The sequence below is a fragment of the Paenibacillus pasadenensis genome, from assembly GCF_002864175.1.
In the GTDB taxonomy this organism is placed as follows: Bacteria; Bacillota; Bacilli; order Paenibacillales; family Paenibacillaceae; genus Paenibacillus_O; species Paenibacillus_O pasadenensis.
The window spans coordinates 3235675-3252721 of record NZ_NFEZ01000004.1 but is presented as its reverse complement, the minus strand read 5'-3'; the positions used below and the strand labels follow the sequence as shown (position 1 = coordinate 3252721).

Sequence of the window (17047 nt, the reverse complement as noted above, 5' to 3'; positions counted from 1 at the left end):
CATTCGGACGTTCAAGTCCGGAGCTTTAGCCCGGGAAGCCGCATCTGAAACGGGACTTTTGTCGCGTTTTTTGGTTTTTTTTCGAAAAAGGCAATTTCCGGTGTAACCTTTAACCATTTCCATCCGTCTACAGGAAAAATGAGAAAGATGAGAAAATGGAGGGTCGAGATTCACCATGATCTGGAAAAAGAAGAAAAAAGATTCTCCTGCTCAGGCGCCGCCGGATGAACTGTCGCCGGAACCGACCGCCGAAGGCGAGCTTGTCGAGGCGGTCGGACCGGCCGATCCCGCCGGGCTCCAGGGCGGCACGCATCCGGCCGATCCCGCCGAGCTCCAGGGCGGCACGCATTCGGGCGCTGCCGCCGGCCGCATCGAAGCCGCGGCAGCGGAACGGGACGTTCCGTCCGGCGAGCCGCTGCTTCAGGTCAGCGGCGTCCAGCGCAGCTTTCCGGCCTCGGGCGGTCCCATCCATGTGCTCAAGGGCATCACGATGGAGGTGCCGCATCGCCGCCTCGTCATGCTCAAGGGCCGCTCGGGCTCCGGCAAGACGACGCTGCTCAATCTGATCGGGGGACTCGATACGCCGTCCAGCGGCGAGATCTGGTTCGACGGTGAGCCGATCCACAAGCTCGGCGACGACAAGCGCACGGTCATCCGGCGCGAGCGGATGGGCTTCATCTTCCAAGCGTTCGCGCTCATGCCGCTGCTCTCCGCGTACGAGAACGTCGAGCTGTCGCTGCGCATGGCCGGAACGCCCCGCTCCGAGTGGAAGGGCCGCGTGGAGCATTGCCTCGCGATGGTCGGCCTCGAGCGCCGCATGAAGCACCGCCCGTTCGAGATGTCCGGCGGCGAGCAGCAGCGGGTCGCCATCGCCAAGGCGATCGCCCATCGGCCGCGCCTGCTGCTGGCCGACGAGCCGACCGCGGAGCTCGACACGCAGATGTCGGCGCAGATCATGTCCGTATTCCGCACGATGATTCAATCCGAGGGCGTCACGATCTGCATGACGACTCACGATCCTACGATTTTGGAGGTTGCCGATCATGTTTACGAAATGGTGGACGGGACGTTCATCTAAGCGTGCCGCCGCTCTGCTGCTGGGCTGCTCGCTGGCGCTCTCCGCCGGCTGCTCGCTGCTGCCGGCCGAGCCGGAGGAAGAGGTGCTGCCGACCATCGCTCCGCCGCAGATTTCCAAGAAGCCGGAGTACGAGGTCACGACGCAGACGCTGGAGACGCGCGTCGAGGCCGCCGGCAAGCTGATCTCGCTGCGCGAGGAGACGCTCTATTACACGCTGGATGGAAAACGGCTCAAGGACTTGTACATAAAACCCGGACAAAAAGTGAAGAAAGGCGATCCGATCGCGTCGCTCGACGTCGAGGACATGCAGAAGCAGCTGCGCGACCAGCGCCTGCAGTTCCGCAAGGACGAAGTCGCGATGAAGGAGACGCTGCGAAAGAAGGACGAAATGCCGCCGGTCGACTTCGAGGCGGCCGTCATCGCCTTCGAGGAGAAGCGCCAGGCGATCGGCGACCTGGAGGAGGAGATCGGCAAGGCGACGCTCGTCGCGCCGTTCGCCGGCACGGTCGTGCAGCTGCCGGTGCAGAAGGGAGACGCGATCAAGGCCTACGATCCGATCTGCGTCATCGCCGATACGGGCCAGCTCGTGCCCGGCATCAAGCTCGACGCCGACGAGCTGGAGCAGGTGACGGTCGGCATGAAGGCTGTCGTCGACATCAACGGCGTCGGCGAGGTCAGCGGCAAGATCACCGCTTTGCCGGTGGCGCAGCCTGACGACAACGGCGGCAACGGAAACGGAGGCAATGGAGGCAACGGAGGCGCGTCCACGCCGGAGCGTCCGGAGGACTTCCTGCTCATCCAGCTCGACAAGGTGCCGGCGAACGTGGCGCGCGGCACGATGCTCTCCGTCAGCATCGTCGTCAAAAGCAAGCCGAACGCCATCGTCATCCCGCCGTCCACGCTGCGCAGCATCGGCTCCCGCACCTACGTGCAGGTCGTCGAGGGCGAGACGAAGCGGGAGGTGGACGTGGAGGTCGGCGAGCAGACGGCGACTGCGGTCGAGATTCTGAAGGGCCTCGAGCCCGGGATGAAAGTGGTGGGCAGGTAACGTGCTGCTGATCCGATTCCTGTTCCGCAAGATGTGGAACACCAGATGGCTGACGCTCAGCTCGCTCGCCGGCCTCGTGCTGGCGGTCGCGTTCGCGGTCAGCATCCCGATGTACGCGGACGGCTCGCTGAAGCGCGTCGTCACGCAATCGCTGCAGGAGGAGAGCGAGGGGCTGCCGGCCGGCTCCCTGCTCATGCGCTACAATGCAAGCCCGGGCCCGACCGATCTGGCCGCGCTCGGCAGCGTCGACGGCTACATCCGCGACGACGTCCCGGCTCAGATCGGCTTCCCGATCGAGACGGCGACGCGCAGCTACTCGATCCGCAGCGCCGACATCACGCCGGAGGACCCGACCAAGGTCAGCGCCAGCGTCAGCCGCAAGTTCTCGCTGCAGGCGCTGACGGGGCTCGAGGGCAAGGCCGAGCTGACGCAGGGGCGCTGGTTCGTGCCCGGCAAGGGCGGCGGGGATACGATCGAGGCGGTCGTGCTGGAGGAGGCGCTGTACCGCGCCGACATGCACGTAGGCGACGTGTTCCTTTACCCGGCCTACGGAGGCGGCTCGAACCAGACGCTGCGCGTCCAGATCGTCGGCACGTTCAAGCCGAAGCAGGATACGGATCCGTTCTGGTACCAGGGCCTCGAAGGGATGATGAACACCTTCCTCACGAGCGAGCCCGCCATGACGGACGGCATCCTGAAAGACCGCAAGCTGCCGCTCCACAGCGGCACCTGGTACTACGCGTTCGACCTGCGCGAGATTCGCACCGGCGAGCTCGCTCCGCTGAGCCGCACGCTGGAGAGGCTGAACATCGAGCTGTACCAAAAGCTGCCGGATACGCGCGTCGAGATCAGCTTCGCGTCGATCCTGCAGCAGTTCCGGACGACGAGCCTGCAGCTGCAGACGCTGCTGTTCACGCTCGCCGCGCCGATGATCGCGATGGTGTTCTATTTCATCGCGATGAACGCCCGCCAGGCGCTCGACAAGCAGCGCAGCGACATCGCCGTGCTGCGCAGCCGCGGCGCCGGCACCCGGCAGATCATCGGGCTCTATCTGCTGGAGAGCCTGCTGCTCGGCGGCGCGGCGTTCGTGCTCGGCCCGCTGCTCGGCTGGTTCATGGCCAAGAGCATCGGCTCGGCCAACGGCTTCCTTGAATTCGTCGACCGCAAGTCGATTCCGGTCGGCTTCACGACCGATGCGATCATCGCCGGCAGCGCGGCCGTGCTGCTGGCCGTGCTGGCGACGGTCATCCCGGCCGTCGTCTACGCGCGGGCGTCGATCGTCGGCTACAAGCAGAAGCTGGCCCGCTCGGACCGCGCGCCGTTCTGGCAGCGCTGGTTCCTCGACGTGCTGCTGCTCGGCGCGAGCGGATACGGCTGGTACCTGCTGAGCGAGCGCCAGATGCTGACGTTCCAGACCGGAATGACGACGGATCAGCTGAACGTGCAGCCGTTCCTGTTCTTCGTGCCGGCGCTGGCGATCTTCTCGCTCGGCCTGTTCTTCCTGCGGCTGTTCCCGTGGCTGCTGCGGCTGTTCAACTGGCTCGGCCGCAAGCTGCTGCCGGTGCCGCTCTACTTGACGCTGACGCAGCTGTCGCGCTCGTCCCAAGGCTATTATCCGCTCATGATCCTGCTCATCCTGACGCTCGGGCTCGGCGTCTACAACGCCTCGGCCGCGCGCACGATCGACCTCAACTCGACCGAGCGCACGCTCTACCAATACGGCACCGACGTCGTCATGCAGACCGTATGGTCCAGCACGCCGGAGCTGCAGCCCGGCCAGGGCGGCAACGGAGGCGGAGGCAACGGCGGCAACGGCGGCAATGGCGGAGGCGGCAATGGAGGAAACGGCGGCAACGGCGGAAACGGCAATGGCGGCGGCAACGGCGGCGGCGGAGGCGGCAATCCGGGCGGAGGCGGCCAGCAGCCGGTCAAGGTCCGGTATTCGGAGCCGCCGTTCGAGGTGTTCCGATCGCTGGACGGCGTCGAGGCGGCGGCCCGCGTGCTGCAGGCCAAAGGCAACCTCGTCGTCTCCGGCCGCTCGATCGGCCAGGGCACGCTGATGGGCATCGACAATGTCGACTTCGCCAAGGTGGGCTGGTTCCGGGACGATTTGTATCCGGTCCATCCGAACCATTATCTCAACAACCTCGGCATCTATGCCGAAGGCGCCGGAGCGATCGTCCCGTCCGGCCTCGCCGAGAAGTATCAGCTCAAGCTCGGCGATACGATCTCGATGGGGCTTTCCGACGGCATGATCGACTTCGCGGTCGTCGGCATCCTGCCGTACTGGCCGTCGCAGTATCCGGACGAATCGCCGTTCCTGATCGCCAACCTGGACTACATCTACGATCAGGTGCCGCTCCTTCCGTACGAGGTCTGGCTCAAGATGAAGCCGGACGCCAAGGTCGCCCCGCTCATGACCGAGCTTCAGCAGCACGGCATCGAGCTGGCGAGCGTCAAGGACGTGCGCTCGGCGCTGATCGCCCAGAGCAAGCTGCCGACGCGCGGCGGCGTGTTCGGCATCCTGAGCCTCGGCTTCCTCGTCTCCGTCATCGTCACGCTGACCGGCTACATCCTGTACTGGTTCTTCAACCTGTCGGGACGGGTCGTGCAGTTCGGCGTGCTGCGGGCGATGGGGCTGTCCAAGCGCCAGCTGACCGGGATGCTGCTGCTCGAGCAGCTGTTCACCGCCGGCCTCAGCATCGGGCTCGGCGTCGCGATCGGCAAAATCGCGAGCCTGCTGTTCCTGCCGTTCCTGCAGACGGCGGACAACGCATCGGGCAACGTGCCTCCTTTCCGCGTCGTGTTCAACAGTCAGGATACGATGCAGCTGTACGTCGTCGTCGCCTTCATGATGCTCGTCGGCGCGCTGCTGCTGATGCTCCATATCCGCAGGCTGCGGGTGCATCAGGCGGTCAAGATGGGAGAGGAGCGATGATGGGTCATGATTGATTGCGAAGGGCTGGTCAAGATCTACAAGACCGACGATCTCGAGGTCGTCGCCCTGCAGGGGCTCAACCTCAGCGTCAAGGACGGCGAGCTGATGGCGATCATCGGCAACAGCGGCAGCGGCAAGTCGACGCTGCTCAACATCCTCGGCGGCCTCGACCGGCCGTCGGCCGGAACGGTGCGCGTCGGCCCGTGGGATCTGCTCAAGATCACCGACGAGCAGCTCGTCAAGTACAAGCGGGAGACGGTCGGCTTCATCTGGCAAAACAACGCCCGCAACCTGCTGCCGTACCTGTCGGCGATCGAAAACGTCGAGATGCCGATGATGCTGCGCGGCAAGGTGGACCGCGCCTATTCTCGGCAGCTGCTGGAGTGGGTCGGTCTGAAGGAGCGGATGCACAACAAGCTGCATCAGCTGTCCGGCGGGGAGCAGCAGCGGGTCGCGATCGCGATCTCGCTGTCCAACCGGCCGCAGATGCTGCTCGCCGACGAGCCGACCGGCTCCGTCGACAGCCGCACGAGCGACCTTATCATGGACATTTTCCGCACGCTCAACCGCGAGCTCGGCCTGACGATCGTCATCGTCACCCATGACCTGTCGCTCGCGGGCAAGGTCGACCGGGTCGTCGCCATCCGCGACGGCCTCACGAGCACCGAGTTCCTGCGGCGCAACACGCATCTCGACGAAGCGACCGGCTTCGGACAGGGCGGCCTGCAGGACGTGCACGAGGCTTTCGCCGTCGTGGACCGGGCCGGGCGGCTGCAAGTGCCCAAGGAGTACCTGACCGCGCTCGGCATTACAGGCAAGGCGTCGATGGAGTTCGACGGGGAGCGCATCATCATTACGAAACCGAAGCTAATTGAGGGGGAACAGGCATGAAGGAGCTTGGAGAAAACGCCGTTGTAAAAAAGAAGGGGACGCGCCTGCGCGCGGCCGGCTTGGCCGCGATGGCGGCGGCACTGGCCGCGGGAACGCTTGTAGGCTGCAGCGGCTCCTCGTCGGAGCAGGCGGAGCAGAGCGTGCTGCGCATCGGCATGCTGTACGGCTCGCCGGACAATGACTCGTGGTTCCGCCAGCAGTACACCGATACGTTCGAGTTCACGCATCCGAACGTCAGCTTGGAAATCGTCTATGCGAACAATTACAACGACATGCGCTACACGAACGGCGACCAGCAGAAGGAGCAGCCGGATCCGTACGAGAAGATGCAGGAGCTGCTGACCGGACAAAATCCGGTCGACGTCGTGATGGTCGACTATTACCAGCTCCAGCGGATGGTGCAGGACGGCCTGCTGCAGCAGCTCGACCCGCTCATCGCCAAGGATAAGTTCGATATCAGCGACTACGTGCCGACGGTCATCGACGGCATCAAGGCGGCCGGAGACTCCAAGATCTACGTGCTGACGCCGACCTTCTCCGGCTCCGCCCTGTTCTACAACAAGAAGATTTTCTCGGACGCCGGCGTGCAGCCGCCGACCGACAAGATGACATGGAACCAGGTGTTCGACCTCGCCCGCAAGGTGAAGGGCGGCACGGGGGAGAAGCAGGTGTTCGGCCTGACGATGAACCGCTGGAGCGGCGGCGATCCGTTCAGCGACCTTCAGACGTATATCGCTCCGCTGCAGCTTAAGATGTTTGACGATAAGGGCGAGAAAATGCTCGTCGACAGCGGACCGGCCTGGTCCAACGCCTGGGATACGATCCTCAAGCTGTACAAGGAGGACGTCCTGCCGACGCAGGAGAAGATCCAGAAAATCAACGAAGCGCAGCAGAAGCAGCGGGAAAAGGACCAGAACTCGTTCATGTACCAGAACGACCTGTTCAACTCCGGCAACGTCGCGATGACGATCGCCGACTACAACTACATCATGGAGCTCAAGAACATCAAGGATGCGGCCGCGACGAACAAAAACATGAAGCCGATCGACTGGGACGTCGTGACGGTGCCGGTGTTCGAGGAGCACCCGGATGTCGGCGGCAACTCCTACCTCGGCCAGCCGATGGGCATCAACGCCAAGGCGCAGAATCCGGACGGCGCTTGGGAATTCATCAAGTTCCTCAACAGCCGCGAATGGGCGAAGCTGAAATCGCGCAGCACCTATGAAATTCCGGCGCGCGCGGAGTTCATCAAGCCGATCGACGGCATGCAGTACAACATCAAGGCGTTCTACTCGCTGAAGCCGGTGCCGCCGACGAGCAGCGCGATGGAAGAGCTCGCGCGCAAGAAGCCGGGCATCTACGAGGTGCAATCGATTGGACAGCAGTCGTTCCAGCAGGCGCTCAGCGGCAAGATGACGGCCGAGGAAGCGGTCAAGGACTGGGCGACGAAGGGCAACGCTTTGCTGGCGAAGCTGAAGACGAACCCGACGAACAGTCCGGAAGGCAAGGAAGGCGGAAGCACGGACGGAGGAGCGGTGGAGGTTCTGCCGGCCGGCTGACGGAAGGCATTCGAATCCGCCGGCTCTCGGGGCGGCGTCCCGAGCCGAGCCGGCGATTGTCGGACTGCCGGCCGGATCGTTCCGGCAGGCGTCAAAAAGGGACGAAGCGCGCATCGCTGCGCTTCGTCCCTTTTTGTCCTGCGGGATGCGTTGCGTCCTAGAAAAGGATCAGATTGAGGCCGCCAAGCGCGGCAAGCCCGAGGATCAGCGCTTGGAACAGCTTTTGCGGAATGAGCGGCAGCAGCTTGATGCCGACCCAGGCGCCGGCGGCGACCGCCGGAATCATCCACGCGTTCAGGACGAGCGTATCGGCCGTGATCAGCCCGAGCGAGGCGGTGAACGGCACTTTAGCGACGTTGACGATGAAGAAGAACATGGCGTTCGTGCCGACGAAGCGCATTTTGTCCATGCCCTTGGCGAGCAGGTAGATCGACATGATGCTGCCGGCGGCGTTGCCGATCATCGTCGTGAAGCCCGCCAGCACGCCGAGGCTGTTGTTGAACGCCGGAGCGGAGCTCAGCGAGACGGACGCGGCGCTTTCGATGCGGTTCTTGAACAGATGCAGCAGCAGCAAGGCGAGCACGAGGCTGCCGAGCAGAATCGAGAGCGGCCGGTCATGGATGCGCCCGAGCACGAGGAAGCCGCCGATCAAGCCGGCGAACACCCACGGCAGCAGCGTCGCCAGATGCCGCCAGACGACCTCCTTGCGGTAATAGAGGATCGCGATGATGTCGCCGATGATAAGCACCGGCGTGATCAGGCCGACGGATTCCCGTGCCGGATAGACGCTCGCCATGACGGCGGCGACGAACAAGCCGAGCGTCGGCATGCCGGTTTTGGAAAAGCCGATGAGGATGGAGCAGAGGACGAGGACGGACAGCTGCAACGATGTCGGTTCCATGGTAGCCTCCTCTGCGTCAGCCAGGCGAATGCCTGGCCATGTCATGCGCGGTTTCCTTCATCTTAACGGACGGAAGGCGCGTCCGGCAATCCCGCCGTTTTCGCGCGTGCATCCGGAATGAAGCGCGTACATCAGGGGAACGATGACGATAAAGAGGCTCGGACGACAGGCAGGAGCCGCCCGACGACGAAAGGATGCGAGCGACGCGATGACAGCGATGACAAGATGGATTTATTGGGGACGCCTGTACGACAGCAAGTTCCAGGCGGGCTGCCTCGTCAAGCGGATGGAGAACGATTGGTGGATTTACGGCTACGAATGCCCGAAGGAAATCGAAGTGTTTCAATCGAAACGGGGAAAGTACGGCGTCCGCTACATGCCCTGAGCCTGCTCGGGGCCGCTCTCCAAAATCTCGTTGCAGCCGGAAATTGAACGCGATAGAATAGCGGTAGCATGAAGCCGAATGACGCGTTCAAACGTCAGCTTGGCAGAGAGCGAAGGGAGGGGCGCGCATGAAGGAAAGCCAGTCCGGCTTGACGATTCGGAGCTTCGACCAGCCCATGGAGACGGTCTCGCTGACGAGCAGCGGCTTGGAGCTGAAGCTGATCGCATCCGGCGACGGCACCGAGATCATTCACCACCGGCTGAAGGCCGGAAGCCGCTGGGCGTTGTATCCCGCCGACGGATGGGAAGCGCTGGAGTTCGTCTACGTGCTGACGGGCTCGTTGATCTGGCATTCTCCGTCGGGCGACCATGTGCTGAGGAGCGGGGACTCCGTCTCCGGAGAGCCGGTTCGGGACGAGACGATTTTCATCGCCGAGACGGATTGCGAGTTTTTGTATGTCGCTTCGCAGCCCGTGTTCCACCACTATAGCGAAAATGCCAAGGAGCTCATGAGGCTGGCTGTCGACATCGAGCAGAAAGACGGCTACACCGCCGACCATTGCTACACGATCATGAGGATGGCGATGATGATCGGGGAGAGCATGGGCCTCACCTCCGCCCAGCTGATGGAGCTGAATTACGGCTCGTTCTTTCATGACATCGGCAAGACGAGGGTGCCGGCCAGCATCTTAGGCAAGCCCGGCAAGCTGACGAGCGAGGAATACGAAATCATGAAGACCCATGCGGCGCTAGGGCGCAGCATCCTGAACGAAACCGGGATGACCCATCTGAAGGCGGCCGGGCTCATCGTGGAGCAGCATCACGAGCGATTCGACGGCAGCGGCTATCCGTATGGCTTGAAGGGCGGCAGCATCCACATCGGCTCGGCGATCGTCGCCGTCGTCGATTCCTACGATGCGATCACGGCCCAGCGCGTCTACAAGGCAGCCGTGCCCAAGGAGCAGGCTTGGGAAGAGATGGAGCGCTCCCGCGGAAAATATCATCCCGATGTCATGGACGCCTTTTTCAAGCTGGCGCATCAGCTATAAAAAAACCTGCCTGGCCCCGAGCTCTCGAGAGAGCCCGCAGCCAGGCAGGTTTTACGTTTTTGGCCTGTTGATCAGCGCCAGGGGCGGATCGACGGCCAGCAGGGAGAAGCCGTTCAGCTTGACCATGGCGTAGGAATGATCGATGGAAAGGCCGGTGAGGCCGGTTACCGTCCCATGCACGTCTTCTTGCAGATTGAAGGTCGCTTCGCCCAGTGCGCCCGAAGGCTTGATGACGCTTGGCAGCAGGTTGATGCCGACGGTAATGTCCTGTTCAGGCTTGTAGGCGGCAAAGGCGCTTCCAGCGAGCAGCGTTTGGACCGCGATTGCAGCGGCAACGAGCAGCGTTGCTTTTTTCTTCATTCTACCCCTCCTATCAGGTGATGGATATAAACAAGGTCATAGGTCCTATAAACCGATAAAAATCGGTATATATGGGCCTTTTGACGCATGATTTATAGGGTGATCTTACCAATTCCTGCTAGAGTCGTCAATTGCGATTTGCGAGAGTTTGCATCGAATCAAAGCCCGCCGGCCGGCAGGTTGACTTTGCCAGAGCGGCTGTAGTATATTTATGTTTGTGTTCCCAAGCGGAACCGTGATTCCTTGACGCGGGGTGGAGCAGCCCGGTAGCTCGTCGGGCTCATAACCCGAAGGCCGCAGGTTCAAATCCTGCCCCCGCAACTTATTCGCCCTTATGCGAGTCAACCTATCCCTCAAAAGGGCCCTTAGCTCAGTTGGTTAGAGCGGTCGGCTCATAACCGATTGGTCGCAGGTTCGAGTCCTGCAGGGCCCACCAATCAGAACGAACGGACCGCCTCGCGATGCGAGGCGGTTTTTTATTTCCCGGCGGTCCGGACAATCCGTTGACGCGCGCTGGCGAAGTATGGTAAGCTGTCTTTCGTCATGTCGCTCATGCGGCGCATCTCGTCTTGCCGGAGTGGTGGAATGGCAGACACAACAGACTTAAAATCTGTCGGGGGCAACCCCGTACCGGTTCGAGTCCGGTCTTCGGCATCATACGCAAAAAAGCAGCCCTCGGGCTGCTTTTTTGCGTGGATCATGCTTTCGCGCGGCCGATCAAGGAAGCTCGTCCGAATCCGGCGTGGCAGGAGCGGCCGGACTTGCGGCGGCGGGAACGACCTTGGCCTGCACCTGCTGGGCCGGATTGCTCGGCGCGCCGTGGGGCATCGCCAGAGCGAGCAGCGACAGCAGCAGAGCGGAGGACCAGACGGCGCCGACCAGGCGGCTCGTCGCAGACAGCTTGCTCCATCTGGCCGGCAGCATGACGAACGGAGCCATCATCCAGCCGACGGCTGTAGCCAAGCGCATGGCAATCACGCTCCCTCCCGTGGATACGAACTATATCGGCAGGTTTTTTCATTCCATTAAACGGATCAGCGTGAAAAATAACGCCGGATTGCCCGGCTTGGCTGAATCCAGTACACTGGAGACAGAAAAAAAGAAGCCCCTGGAGGCCTCTTACTTCGCTGCCGGCTCGGCAGCCTTCAGCTCTTCCAGGTCGACCTGGCTGCTGATTTCCTCGATGAACTTGTCCATGCAGTTGCAGTAGTAGTCTCGGCGGCATACCGGACAAGGCGTCGTCTGGAGACGATTGATCTTGGTGCCTTCCGGGCCGTAGAACAGGCGGCATTCTCCGCCGTCCTTGAGCTTTACGACGACCTGGTACAGCTGGGTGGAGTCGTTGCGCTCCGCGAGCTTGACGTTCGTTACGAGCGGACGGTAACTCATGGCCATCACCTGCGACTTTCTTCGATATGGGCTAATCAATTTTACTTTCTACGGAGGGCGATGTCAAATGACCGTGACGTTCCGCAACGACTGGGAGCCGTTTATCCGGGAGGAGATGCAGCAGCCGTATTACCGCGAGCTGCGAGGCCGGCTGGCGGAGGAATACCGCAGCGGTCCGGTCTATCCCGACATGCATGATATTTTCAACGCGCTGCATCTGACCTCGCTCGCAGACACGAAGGTCGTCATCCTCGGCCAGGACCCGTATCACGGCCCCGGCCAGGCGCATGGCCTCAGCTTCTCCGTACAGCCGGGCGTGCGCATCCCGCCGTCGCTGCAAAACATCTACAAGGAGCTTCAGGACGACATCGGCTGTCCGCTGCCCGAGAGCGGCGACCTGCGCGGCTGGGCGCGCCAGGGCGTGCTGCTGCTCAACAACGTGCTCACCGTGCGGCGGGGACAAGCCGCTTCGCATCAGGGGCTCGGCTGGGAGCGGTTCACGGACCGCATCGTGCGGCTGATCGGCGAAAGGGAGCGTCCGGCGGTGTTCCTGCTCTGGGGCAAGCATGCGCAGAACAAGGCCGCTTTTCTGGACGGGAGCCGGCATCTGCTGCTGTCTACGCCGCATCCGAGTCCGTTCTCGGCCCATCGCGGCTTCCTGGGCAGCCGGCCCTTCTCCAAGGCGAACGCTTTTTTGGAAAAGCACGGCATGGAGCCGATCGATTGGTGCCGGACGGCCGAGCCGGCCGCTCGCGACGAAGCCGCCGCCGGGCACGAGCGCGGCGCCCGATGAGCGGCCCGGCGAAACGGCCGGCCCGCTGGCTCAATCCTGCGGCAGGCTATCTCGAAGGCTATACGCATACGCTCAATCCGTACACGGGCTGCAGCTTCGGCTGCAGCTACTGCTATGTCCGCCGGATGCCGGTCGGACTGTTCCGGGCCGAGCCGTGGGGCAGCTGGGTCGACGTCAAGAAGCTCGATGCGGCCTCGTTCCGGCGCGAATGGAGCCGCGAATCAGACAAAGGACCGATCCGGCTCTTTTTCGGCTCGGCGACCGATCCGTACCAGCCCGCGGAGGCGCAGGCGCGCACGACCGCTTCGCTGCTCGAGCTCATGCTGGAGCGCCCGCCGGAGTTCATCCTGCTGCAGACGCGCAGCGCCTTGATCCTGCGGGACAAGGAGCTGCTGGCCCGCTTCGGCGGCAGGCTGCGCGCGAGCGTGACGATCGAGACGGACGACGAGGCGATGCGCCGCCGGTTCACGCCGCAGGCGCCGCCGCTCGCCGCCCGCTGGCGCGCGCTGAAGGAGCTGCGCGAGGCGGGCATTCCCGTGCAGGCGGCCGTCTCGCCGCTGCTGCCCCATACGGAGCGATTCGCAAGCCGTCTCGTCCGCGAGGCGCCGCGCATCGTCGTCGACGACTTCCACCGCGGAGACGGCAGCGGCGGCCGGCGCTCCGGCCAGCTCGGCATGAGGGAGCAGTACCGTTCCCTCGGCCTCGAGGCCGACTATGCGCCGGCCGCCGCGGACCGGTTCTATGAGTCGCTGCTGGCAAGCCCGGACGTCAGCGTGCATTTTTCCCGGGCAGGATTCCTCCCTTGAGCGGCTCGCCGCTGCTGGCCGCCGCTTCGTCGAGCACGGCCGTATAAGCTTCGTCGACATACGTGTCGGCGCTCACCTCGGTGATGACCTGCGGGTACATCTGGCCCGGCTTCGGCCGTACGACGGCGACGCTCACGATCGCCTGTCCGCCGTCGAAGCGGATCGAGGCGATCCGGATGCCGTAGCCGGGATTCGGTGCTTGAGCGGATACGGTCACTTTGACGACGCCGTCCGCCAGCTTCGCCGTCGTCAGCTCGACGCCTGCAAGCGGCGAGACGGGAGAGGGAGATTCGCTTTCCGGTTTTATGCCTTTCACGAGCTTCCTTCCTCCTTCGACCCAGGCTGCCGCGTCGCTGCGCGAGACGGCCTTTTTGGGCTGGAAATTTCCCGACGGATCGAGCAGCGGCAGACCCGCGCCGATCAGCTCGAGCACGCTGTCCCGATAGGCGCTTCCGACCGCGGAATCGTCCTCGGGCGCCTCGCCTTTTGCTCCGCTCCACCCGCCGTCAGCCGCCTTCATCGCCTGCAGCAGCAGCGCCGCGAACGTCTCGCGGGACATCGGCGCGCCCGGCTTCACGTCCTTCGGCAGCCCGACGCCGAGCGCCGCGCCGATCAGAAACGACTCCGAATACCATGCGCTGTCGCTCATGCCCGGATAGTACTGGCTCGCCTGCGGAGCCTGAATGAACCGGATCCGGTCCAGATTGAGTCCGAACGCCTTCACGAGCAGAGCTATTCCTTCCGCATTCGTCAGCGCCTCCGCCGGCCGGAACTTGCCGTCTCCGCCGCTCAGCAGCCCGGCCTGTTCCAAGCTGCGGATGGCGGCCGCGTTCGGATCCGCTTCCACATCGGCAAAAGCGCCGGCATGGAGCGGCGCGGCCGCCAGCAGCAGCGCCGCTGCCAGACCGCCGGCCAGCAGCCGGCTTTTCTTTCTATTCCTCGTCATCTTCCCTCGCTCCCTTCTCGATTCCGCTATCTGTAGGTTGGCCCAAAACTCGGCCCGGCAAGCAAAGACCATTCTGCCGTTACAGACGCAGTCCAGGAGCGAATGGTTGCGGCTCAGGGACGGATCGTGACTCTGGTCCCGAGCGGCACGAGCGCCGAAAGCTCGAGCACGTCCTCGTTGTGCATGCGGATGCAGCCATGAGAGACTGCGCGCCCGATGGAGGCGGGATCGTTCGTGCCATGAATGCCGTAGTGAGGCTTCGACAGCCCCATCCATAGCGCTCCGAACGGCCCGCCCGGATTCAGCTGCTTGTTGATGATCGTGTACTCTCCGGTCGGAGTCCGGGTCAGCATCTTGCCGACAGCAATCGGAAACTGCCTCACGACAATATCTCCGTCCAGCAGATAGAGCGCGCGATCGGACAGATCGACGATGATGCGGTATTTAGGCATGCGGACCTTCTCCCTTCCCGGTAGCATATGCGACCGAAGCCCCCTTTCGCCTGGGTCTTTCCTTTACATAATCGTTAAAAATTCCAAATATAGCCTAAACAATTATGCCTTAGGATCAGCTTGTACGGGACAATAGTCGCAAAGAAGGGTGAAGAGCCAACCATGAACAGAGGATCTAAAGCAATTGCAGCGGCGCTGGTCGCCGCGATCGGAGCCGGTGCGGCAACAGCGGTGTCCGCGGCCGAAGCGAAGCAAGCCACGATCAGCGTCAATGGAAACGAAGTGATCGTACGCTCGATCGTCCAGGGGGGCAGCCAGCTGCTGTCCGCCGCTGATCTCGCCCATGCTCTCGGCGCCGAGCTGGAGGTTCTTCCCGGCGGAGCCGGCGTGCGCGTCACGCTCGGAGACCGCACGCTGCTGCTGCAAGCCGGCTCCAAGCAGATCCAGACGGACGAAGGTCCGGTCGCTCTGTCCAGCGCCGTCACGAGCTGGAAGCAGGTCAACTACATCGAGCCTGGCGCCTATGCGGCCGCTCTCGGAGCGACGTGGAAGGGCGGAGCGGACGGCTGGTCGATCGAGACGCTCGACCTGCTCGATGCGGTCGACTCGGTCCAATGGGCAGGCAGCGGACTGATCGCATCCGTCACGACGGAGGACGGCCGCCTCGACTACATCGTCGACCCGGCGACCGGAGCGCGGACACAGCTGCTCACCTCGAACGGCGCTTCCGAGCTGGTCGTCTCGCCGGACGGCGCCTCGGCGGCGTTCGCGGATGCTGACGGCGTCGTGCGGATCGTCGATCTGGCGGCGCGGACGATGCGCAAGCTCGGCACGGACACGAGCATCAAGAGCAATCTGCAATGGGCGCCGGACGGCAAGAGCCTGTTCTTCCTGCAAGGCGACAAAACCTCTGTCATCGCGGCGATTTCCCTCGAAGACGGCAAAGTGTCCAAGGTGCTGGACGACAAGGTCGAGTACAAGGGCGACCTGTCCGTGAACGGAGCGGGCCTGACGTATTCGGTCGTGAAGACCGGCAAGGTGACCGCCGATGCGAACAAGGACGTCAGCCTCGACGATGTCGCGATCGACTTGGCCGGCACGAGCCCGCAGCTGTTCGATCTGGCGCTTGGCGCCGCTGACGCCAAGCCGGCCGCTCTGACCAAGGGCGACGAGGACAAGCTGTTCATCCAGCGCTCCGCATCCGGCACTGTTTATTATGTGAAGGCCGGCGACGAGAAGACGATCTCCACGCTCGTCTCGCAAAAAGGCGAGCAAGCGAAAACCGCCTTCGACAAAGAGGACGTGCTGGAAGCCGTCCAGGCGGGCAGCTTCATCGGCATCCTGACCGAAACGTCGGTCTACGTGCTGGACGAGTCCACCGAAGCGGTGACGAAGCTGGCTGCCGCTCCGGAAGGCGCCTACGGCCTGACGCTGTCCAAGGACGGCAAGCGCGCCGCGCTGATCGCGGACGGACGGCTGCAGTCGCTCGGCGCGGACGGACGCTGGACAACTCTCAGCAAGTAAGCGGCAAGCACGGCCTGACGGCCAATTTTTACGGGTCCAATCGAAAGGGGAAACTTCCACATGAAATGGTTCGGCAAAATGACTACGATCACGCTGGCGGCGACGCTGCTGCTCGGCTCCTACTCCGGCTCCGCCACGGCGGCCGCCTCCAAACTGAGCGGCAAAATCGTCATCAACGGCTCCTCCGCGCTGCTGCCGCTGTCGCTGCAAGCGGCGAGCGAATTCAAGAAACTGCATCCGAAGGTGCGCATCTCCGCCTCCGCCGCGGGCTCCGTGACCGGTCCTCAATCGGTCCGCAAAGGCATCGCCGACATCGGCGCTTGCGACTGGGACGCCTCCACGGACGTTCCGGGCTTCAAGAAGTTCGACGGCCAGGTCGCCAATAAAGTGGCGGTCATCCCGTTCGCGGCGATCGTCAACAAAAGCACAGGCGTGACCGAGCTGTCGACGAAAGAGCTGCAGGACATCTTCTCCGGCAAGGTGACAAACTGGAAGGAAGTAGGCGGCAAGGATGCCGACATCGTCGTCGTCAACCGCGCCTTCGGCTCCGGCACGCGCGTCAACTTCCAGCTGAAGGCGCTCAAGGGCACCGACTTCATCTCCAAAGGCGACAACTATAAAGAAGTCAAATCGAGCGGCGACATGAAAACGGCCGTCGAGACGACGCCGAACGCGATCGGCTACATCGACCTCGTCTACGTGACGGACAAGATGAACGCCGTCAAAATCGACAACGTCGCTCCGACGACGGACAACGTCATCAACGGCAAGTACAAGGTGTGGAGCTACGGCTACTACATGACGAAGGGCCAGCCGACCGGCGCGACGAAAGCGTTCATCGAGTACATCCAGAGCGCCAAGTTCCAAAACGGCTCGCTGAAGAAGCTGAAGTTCATCCCGATTACGGCAATGAAGGAAGCGTAATTACT

At 63.1% G+C, this 17047-nt stretch carries 17 protein-coding genes and 3 tRNA genes; 14 read left to right on the top strand and 6 right to left on the bottom strand.

The window, feature by feature from the left end:
• The first annotated feature begins 175 nt into the window (after positions 1–175).
• The 5 genes from B8V81_RS23720 to B8V81_RS23700 are packed head-to-tail and all read left to right on the top strand — an operon-like array spanning position 176 to position 7514.
• Positions 176–1078, top strand: coding sequence for an ABC transporter ATP-binding protein (locus B8V81_RS23720; protein WP_101809319.1), 903 nt, complete (start codon positions 176–178; stop codon positions 1076–1078).
• Positions 1044–2126 carry an efflux RND transporter periplasmic adaptor subunit gene (locus B8V81_RS23715; RefSeq protein ID WP_028596969.1) on the top strand — a complete coding sequence of 361 codons (1083 nt, stop codon included), beginning with the start codon at positions 1044–1046 and terminating at the stop codon, positions 2124–2126. The genes B8V81_RS23720 and B8V81_RS23715 overlap by 35 nt, the downstream gene beginning before the upstream one ends.
• Positions 2127–2157: 31 nt before the next feature.
• Positions 2158–5064 (top strand): ABC transporter permease, encoded by a 2907-nt coding sequence (locus B8V81_RS23710; RefSeq protein WP_052332891.1) that lies wholly within the window; start codon positions 2158–2160, stop codon positions 5062–5064.
• Between the two features lie 6 nt (positions 5065–5070).
• Positions 5071–5955 carry an ABC transporter ATP-binding protein gene (locus B8V81_RS23705; RefSeq protein ID WP_028596967.1) on the top strand — a complete coding sequence of 295 codons (885 nt, stop codon included), beginning with the start codon at positions 5071–5073 and terminating at the stop codon, positions 5953–5955.
• Positions 5952–7514 (top strand): ABC transporter substrate-binding protein, encoded by a 1563-nt coding sequence (locus B8V81_RS23700; RefSeq protein ID WP_084136445.1) that lies wholly within the window; start codon positions 5952–5954, stop codon positions 7512–7514. Before B8V81_RS23705 ends, B8V81_RS23700 begins: the two co-directional genes overlap by 4 nt.
• A gap of 157 nt (positions 7515–7671) precedes the next feature.
• On the opposite strand, the gene B8V81_RS23695 is transcribed toward B8V81_RS23700, so the two are convergent.
• Positions 7672–8415, bottom strand: a complete 744-nt coding sequence (locus B8V81_RS23695) for a sulfite exporter TauE/SafE family protein (RefSeq protein ID WP_028596965.1) — start codon at positions 8413–8415, stop codon at positions 7672–7674.
• A gap of 208 nt (positions 8416–8623) precedes the next feature.
• Here B8V81_RS23695 and B8V81_RS25425 point away from each other — a divergent pair, with 208 nt between their 5' ends.
• Positions 8624–8800 (top strand): hypothetical protein, encoded by a 177-nt coding sequence (locus tag B8V81_RS25425; RefSeq protein WP_153783803.1) that lies wholly within the window; start codon positions 8624–8626, stop codon positions 8798–8800.
• A 127-nt stretch (positions 8801–8927) separates the two neighbouring features.
• On the top strand, positions 8928–9848 hold the full coding sequence (locus B8V81_RS23690; protein ID WP_043110732.1) for an HD domain-containing phosphohydrolase: 921 nt from the start codon (positions 8928–8930) through the stop codon (positions 9846–9848).
• 51 nt (positions 9849–9899) lie between these two features.
• On the opposite strand, the gene B8V81_RS23685 is transcribed toward B8V81_RS23690, so the two are convergent.
• Positions 9900–10208: a hypothetical protein gene (locus B8V81_RS23685; RefSeq protein WP_028596963.1), complete on the bottom strand. Its 309-nt coding sequence runs from the start codon at positions 10206–10208 to the stop codon at positions 9900–9902.
• Between the two features lie 247 nt (positions 10209–10455).
• Between B8V81_RS23685 and B8V81_RS23680 the strand changes: the two genes are divergently transcribed.
• The 3 genes from B8V81_RS23680 (at position 10456) to B8V81_RS23670 (ending at position 10862) form a co-directional block, all read left to right on the top strand.
• A tRNA-Met gene (locus B8V81_RS23680) sits at positions 10456–10529 on the top strand.
• A 38-nt stretch (positions 10530–10567) separates the two neighbouring features.
• Positions 10568–10644 (top strand) — tRNA-Ile (locus B8V81_RS23675).
• 135 nt (positions 10645–10779) lie between these two features.
• Positions 10780–10862: transfer RNA gene (locus tag B8V81_RS23670), tRNA-Leu, on the top strand.
• A 63-nt stretch (positions 10863–10925) separates the two neighbouring features.
• On the opposite strand, the gene B8V81_RS23665 is transcribed toward B8V81_RS23670, so the two are convergent.
• Positions 10926–11177 (bottom strand): hypothetical protein, encoded by a 252-nt coding sequence (locus B8V81_RS23665; RefSeq protein WP_028596962.1) that lies wholly within the window; start codon positions 11175–11177, stop codon positions 10926–10928.
• A 150-nt stretch (positions 11178–11327) separates the two neighbouring features.
• Entirely contained in the window at positions 11328–11597 is a 270-nt protein-coding gene (locus B8V81_RS23660) for a hypothetical protein (protein ID WP_043110782.1), read from the bottom strand.
• A gap of 67 nt (positions 11598–11664) precedes the next feature.
• On the opposite strand from B8V81_RS23660, the gene B8V81_RS23655 reads away from it, so the two are divergent.
• Positions 11665–12390 (top strand): uracil-DNA glycosylase, encoded by a 726-nt coding sequence (locus B8V81_RS23655; RefSeq protein ID WP_028596961.1) that lies wholly within the window; start codon positions 11665–11667, stop codon positions 12388–12390.
• Positions 12387–13196: an SPL family radical SAM protein gene (locus tag B8V81_RS23650; RefSeq protein ID WP_028596960.1), complete on the top strand. Its 810-nt coding sequence runs from the start codon at positions 12387–12389 to the stop codon at positions 13194–13196. Before B8V81_RS23655 ends, B8V81_RS23650 begins: the two co-directional genes overlap by 4 nt.
• Here the strand turns inward: B8V81_RS23650 and B8V81_RS23645 are convergent.
• Positions 13159–14142 carry an S-layer homology domain-containing protein gene (locus B8V81_RS23645; protein WP_052332848.1) on the bottom strand — a complete coding sequence of 328 codons (984 nt, stop codon included), beginning with the start codon at positions 14140–14142 and terminating at the stop codon, positions 13159–13161. The two genes, B8V81_RS23650 and B8V81_RS23645, sit on opposite strands and share 38 nt — an antisense overlap.
• A 113-nt stretch (positions 14143–14255) precedes the next feature.
• Positions 14256–14594 carry a L,D-transpeptidase gene (locus B8V81_RS23640; protein ID WP_028596959.1) on the bottom strand — a complete coding sequence of 113 codons (339 nt, stop codon included), beginning with the start codon at positions 14592–14594 and terminating at the stop codon, positions 14256–14258.
• Between the two features lie 162 nt (positions 14595–14756).
• Between B8V81_RS23640 and B8V81_RS23635 the strand changes: the two genes are divergently transcribed.
• Positions 14757–16118 carry a stalk domain-containing protein gene (locus tag B8V81_RS23635; RefSeq protein ID WP_028596958.1) on the top strand — a complete coding sequence of 454 codons (1362 nt, stop codon included), beginning with the start codon at positions 14757–14759 and terminating at the stop codon, positions 16116–16118.
• A gap of 60 nt (positions 16119–16178) precedes the next feature.
• Positions 16179–17042 carry a phosphate ABC transporter substrate-binding protein gene (locus B8V81_RS23630; protein ID WP_101809318.1) on the top strand — a complete coding sequence of 288 codons (864 nt, stop codon included), beginning with the start codon at positions 16179–16181 and terminating at the stop codon, positions 17040–17042.
• Positions 17043–17047 lie beyond the last annotated feature (5 nt).

Bases quoted from the DNA above. Each gene is read 5' to 3' on its own strand.
- B8V81_RS23720 (WP_101809319.1), top strand. From the start codon at position 176: ATGATCTGGAAAAAGAAGAAAAAAGATTCTCCTGCTCAGGCGCCGCCG.
- B8V81_RS23715 (WP_028596969.1), top strand. From the start codon at position 1,044: ATGTTTACGAAATGGTGGACGGGACGTTCATCTAAGCGTGCCGCCGCT.
- B8V81_RS23710 (WP_052332891.1), top strand. From the start codon at position 2,158: ATGTGGAACACCAGATGGCTGACGCTCAGCTCGCTCGCCGGCCTCGTG.
- B8V81_RS23705 (WP_028596967.1), top strand. From the start codon at position 5,071: ATGATTGATTGCGAAGGGCTGGTCAAGATCTACAAGACCGACGATCTC.
- B8V81_RS23700 (WP_084136445.1), top strand. From the start codon at position 5,952: ATGAAGGAGCTTGGAGAAAACGCCGTTGTAAAAAAGAAGGGGACGCGC.
- B8V81_RS23695 (WP_028596965.1), bottom strand. From the start codon at position 8,415: ATGGAACCGACATCGTTGCAGCTGTCCGTCCTCGTCCTCTGCTCCATC.
- B8V81_RS25425 (WP_153783803.1), top strand. From the start codon at position 8,624: ATGACAGCGATGACAAGATGGATTTATTGGGGACGCCTGTACGACAGC.
- B8V81_RS23690 (WP_043110732.1), top strand. From the start codon at position 8,928: ATGAAGGAAAGCCAGTCCGGCTTGACGATTCGGAGCTTCGACCAGCCC.
- B8V81_RS23685 (WP_028596963.1), bottom strand. From the start codon at position 10,208: ATGAAGAAAAAAGCAACGCTGCTCGTTGCCGCTGCAATCGCGGTCCAA.
- B8V81_RS23665 (WP_028596962.1), bottom strand. From the start codon at position 11,177: ATGCGCTTGGCTACAGCCGTCGGCTGGATGATGGCTCCGTTCGTCATG.
- B8V81_RS23660 (WP_043110782.1), bottom strand. From the start codon at position 11,597: ATGAGTTACCGTCCGCTCGTAACGAACGTCAAGCTCGCGGAGCGCAAC.
- B8V81_RS23655 (WP_028596961.1), top strand. From the start codon at position 11,665: ATGACCGTGACGTTCCGCAACGACTGGGAGCCGTTTATCCGGGAGGAG.
- B8V81_RS23650 (WP_028596960.1), top strand. From the start codon at position 12,387: ATGAGCGGCCCGGCGAAACGGCCGGCCCGCTGGCTCAATCCTGCGGCA.
- B8V81_RS23645 (WP_052332848.1), bottom strand. From the start codon at position 14,142: ATGACGAGGAATAGAAAGAAAAGCCGGCTGCTGGCCGGCGGTCTGGCA.
- B8V81_RS23640 (WP_028596959.1), bottom strand. From the start codon at position 14,594: ATGCCTAAATACCGCATCATCGTCGATCTGTCCGATCGCGCGCTCTAT.
- B8V81_RS23635 (WP_028596958.1), top strand. From the start codon at position 14,757: ATGAACAGAGGATCTAAAGCAATTGCAGCGGCGCTGGTCGCCGCGATC.
- B8V81_RS23630 (WP_101809318.1), top strand. From the start codon at position 16,179: ATGAAATGGTTCGGCAAAATGACTACGATCACGCTGGCGGCGACGCTG.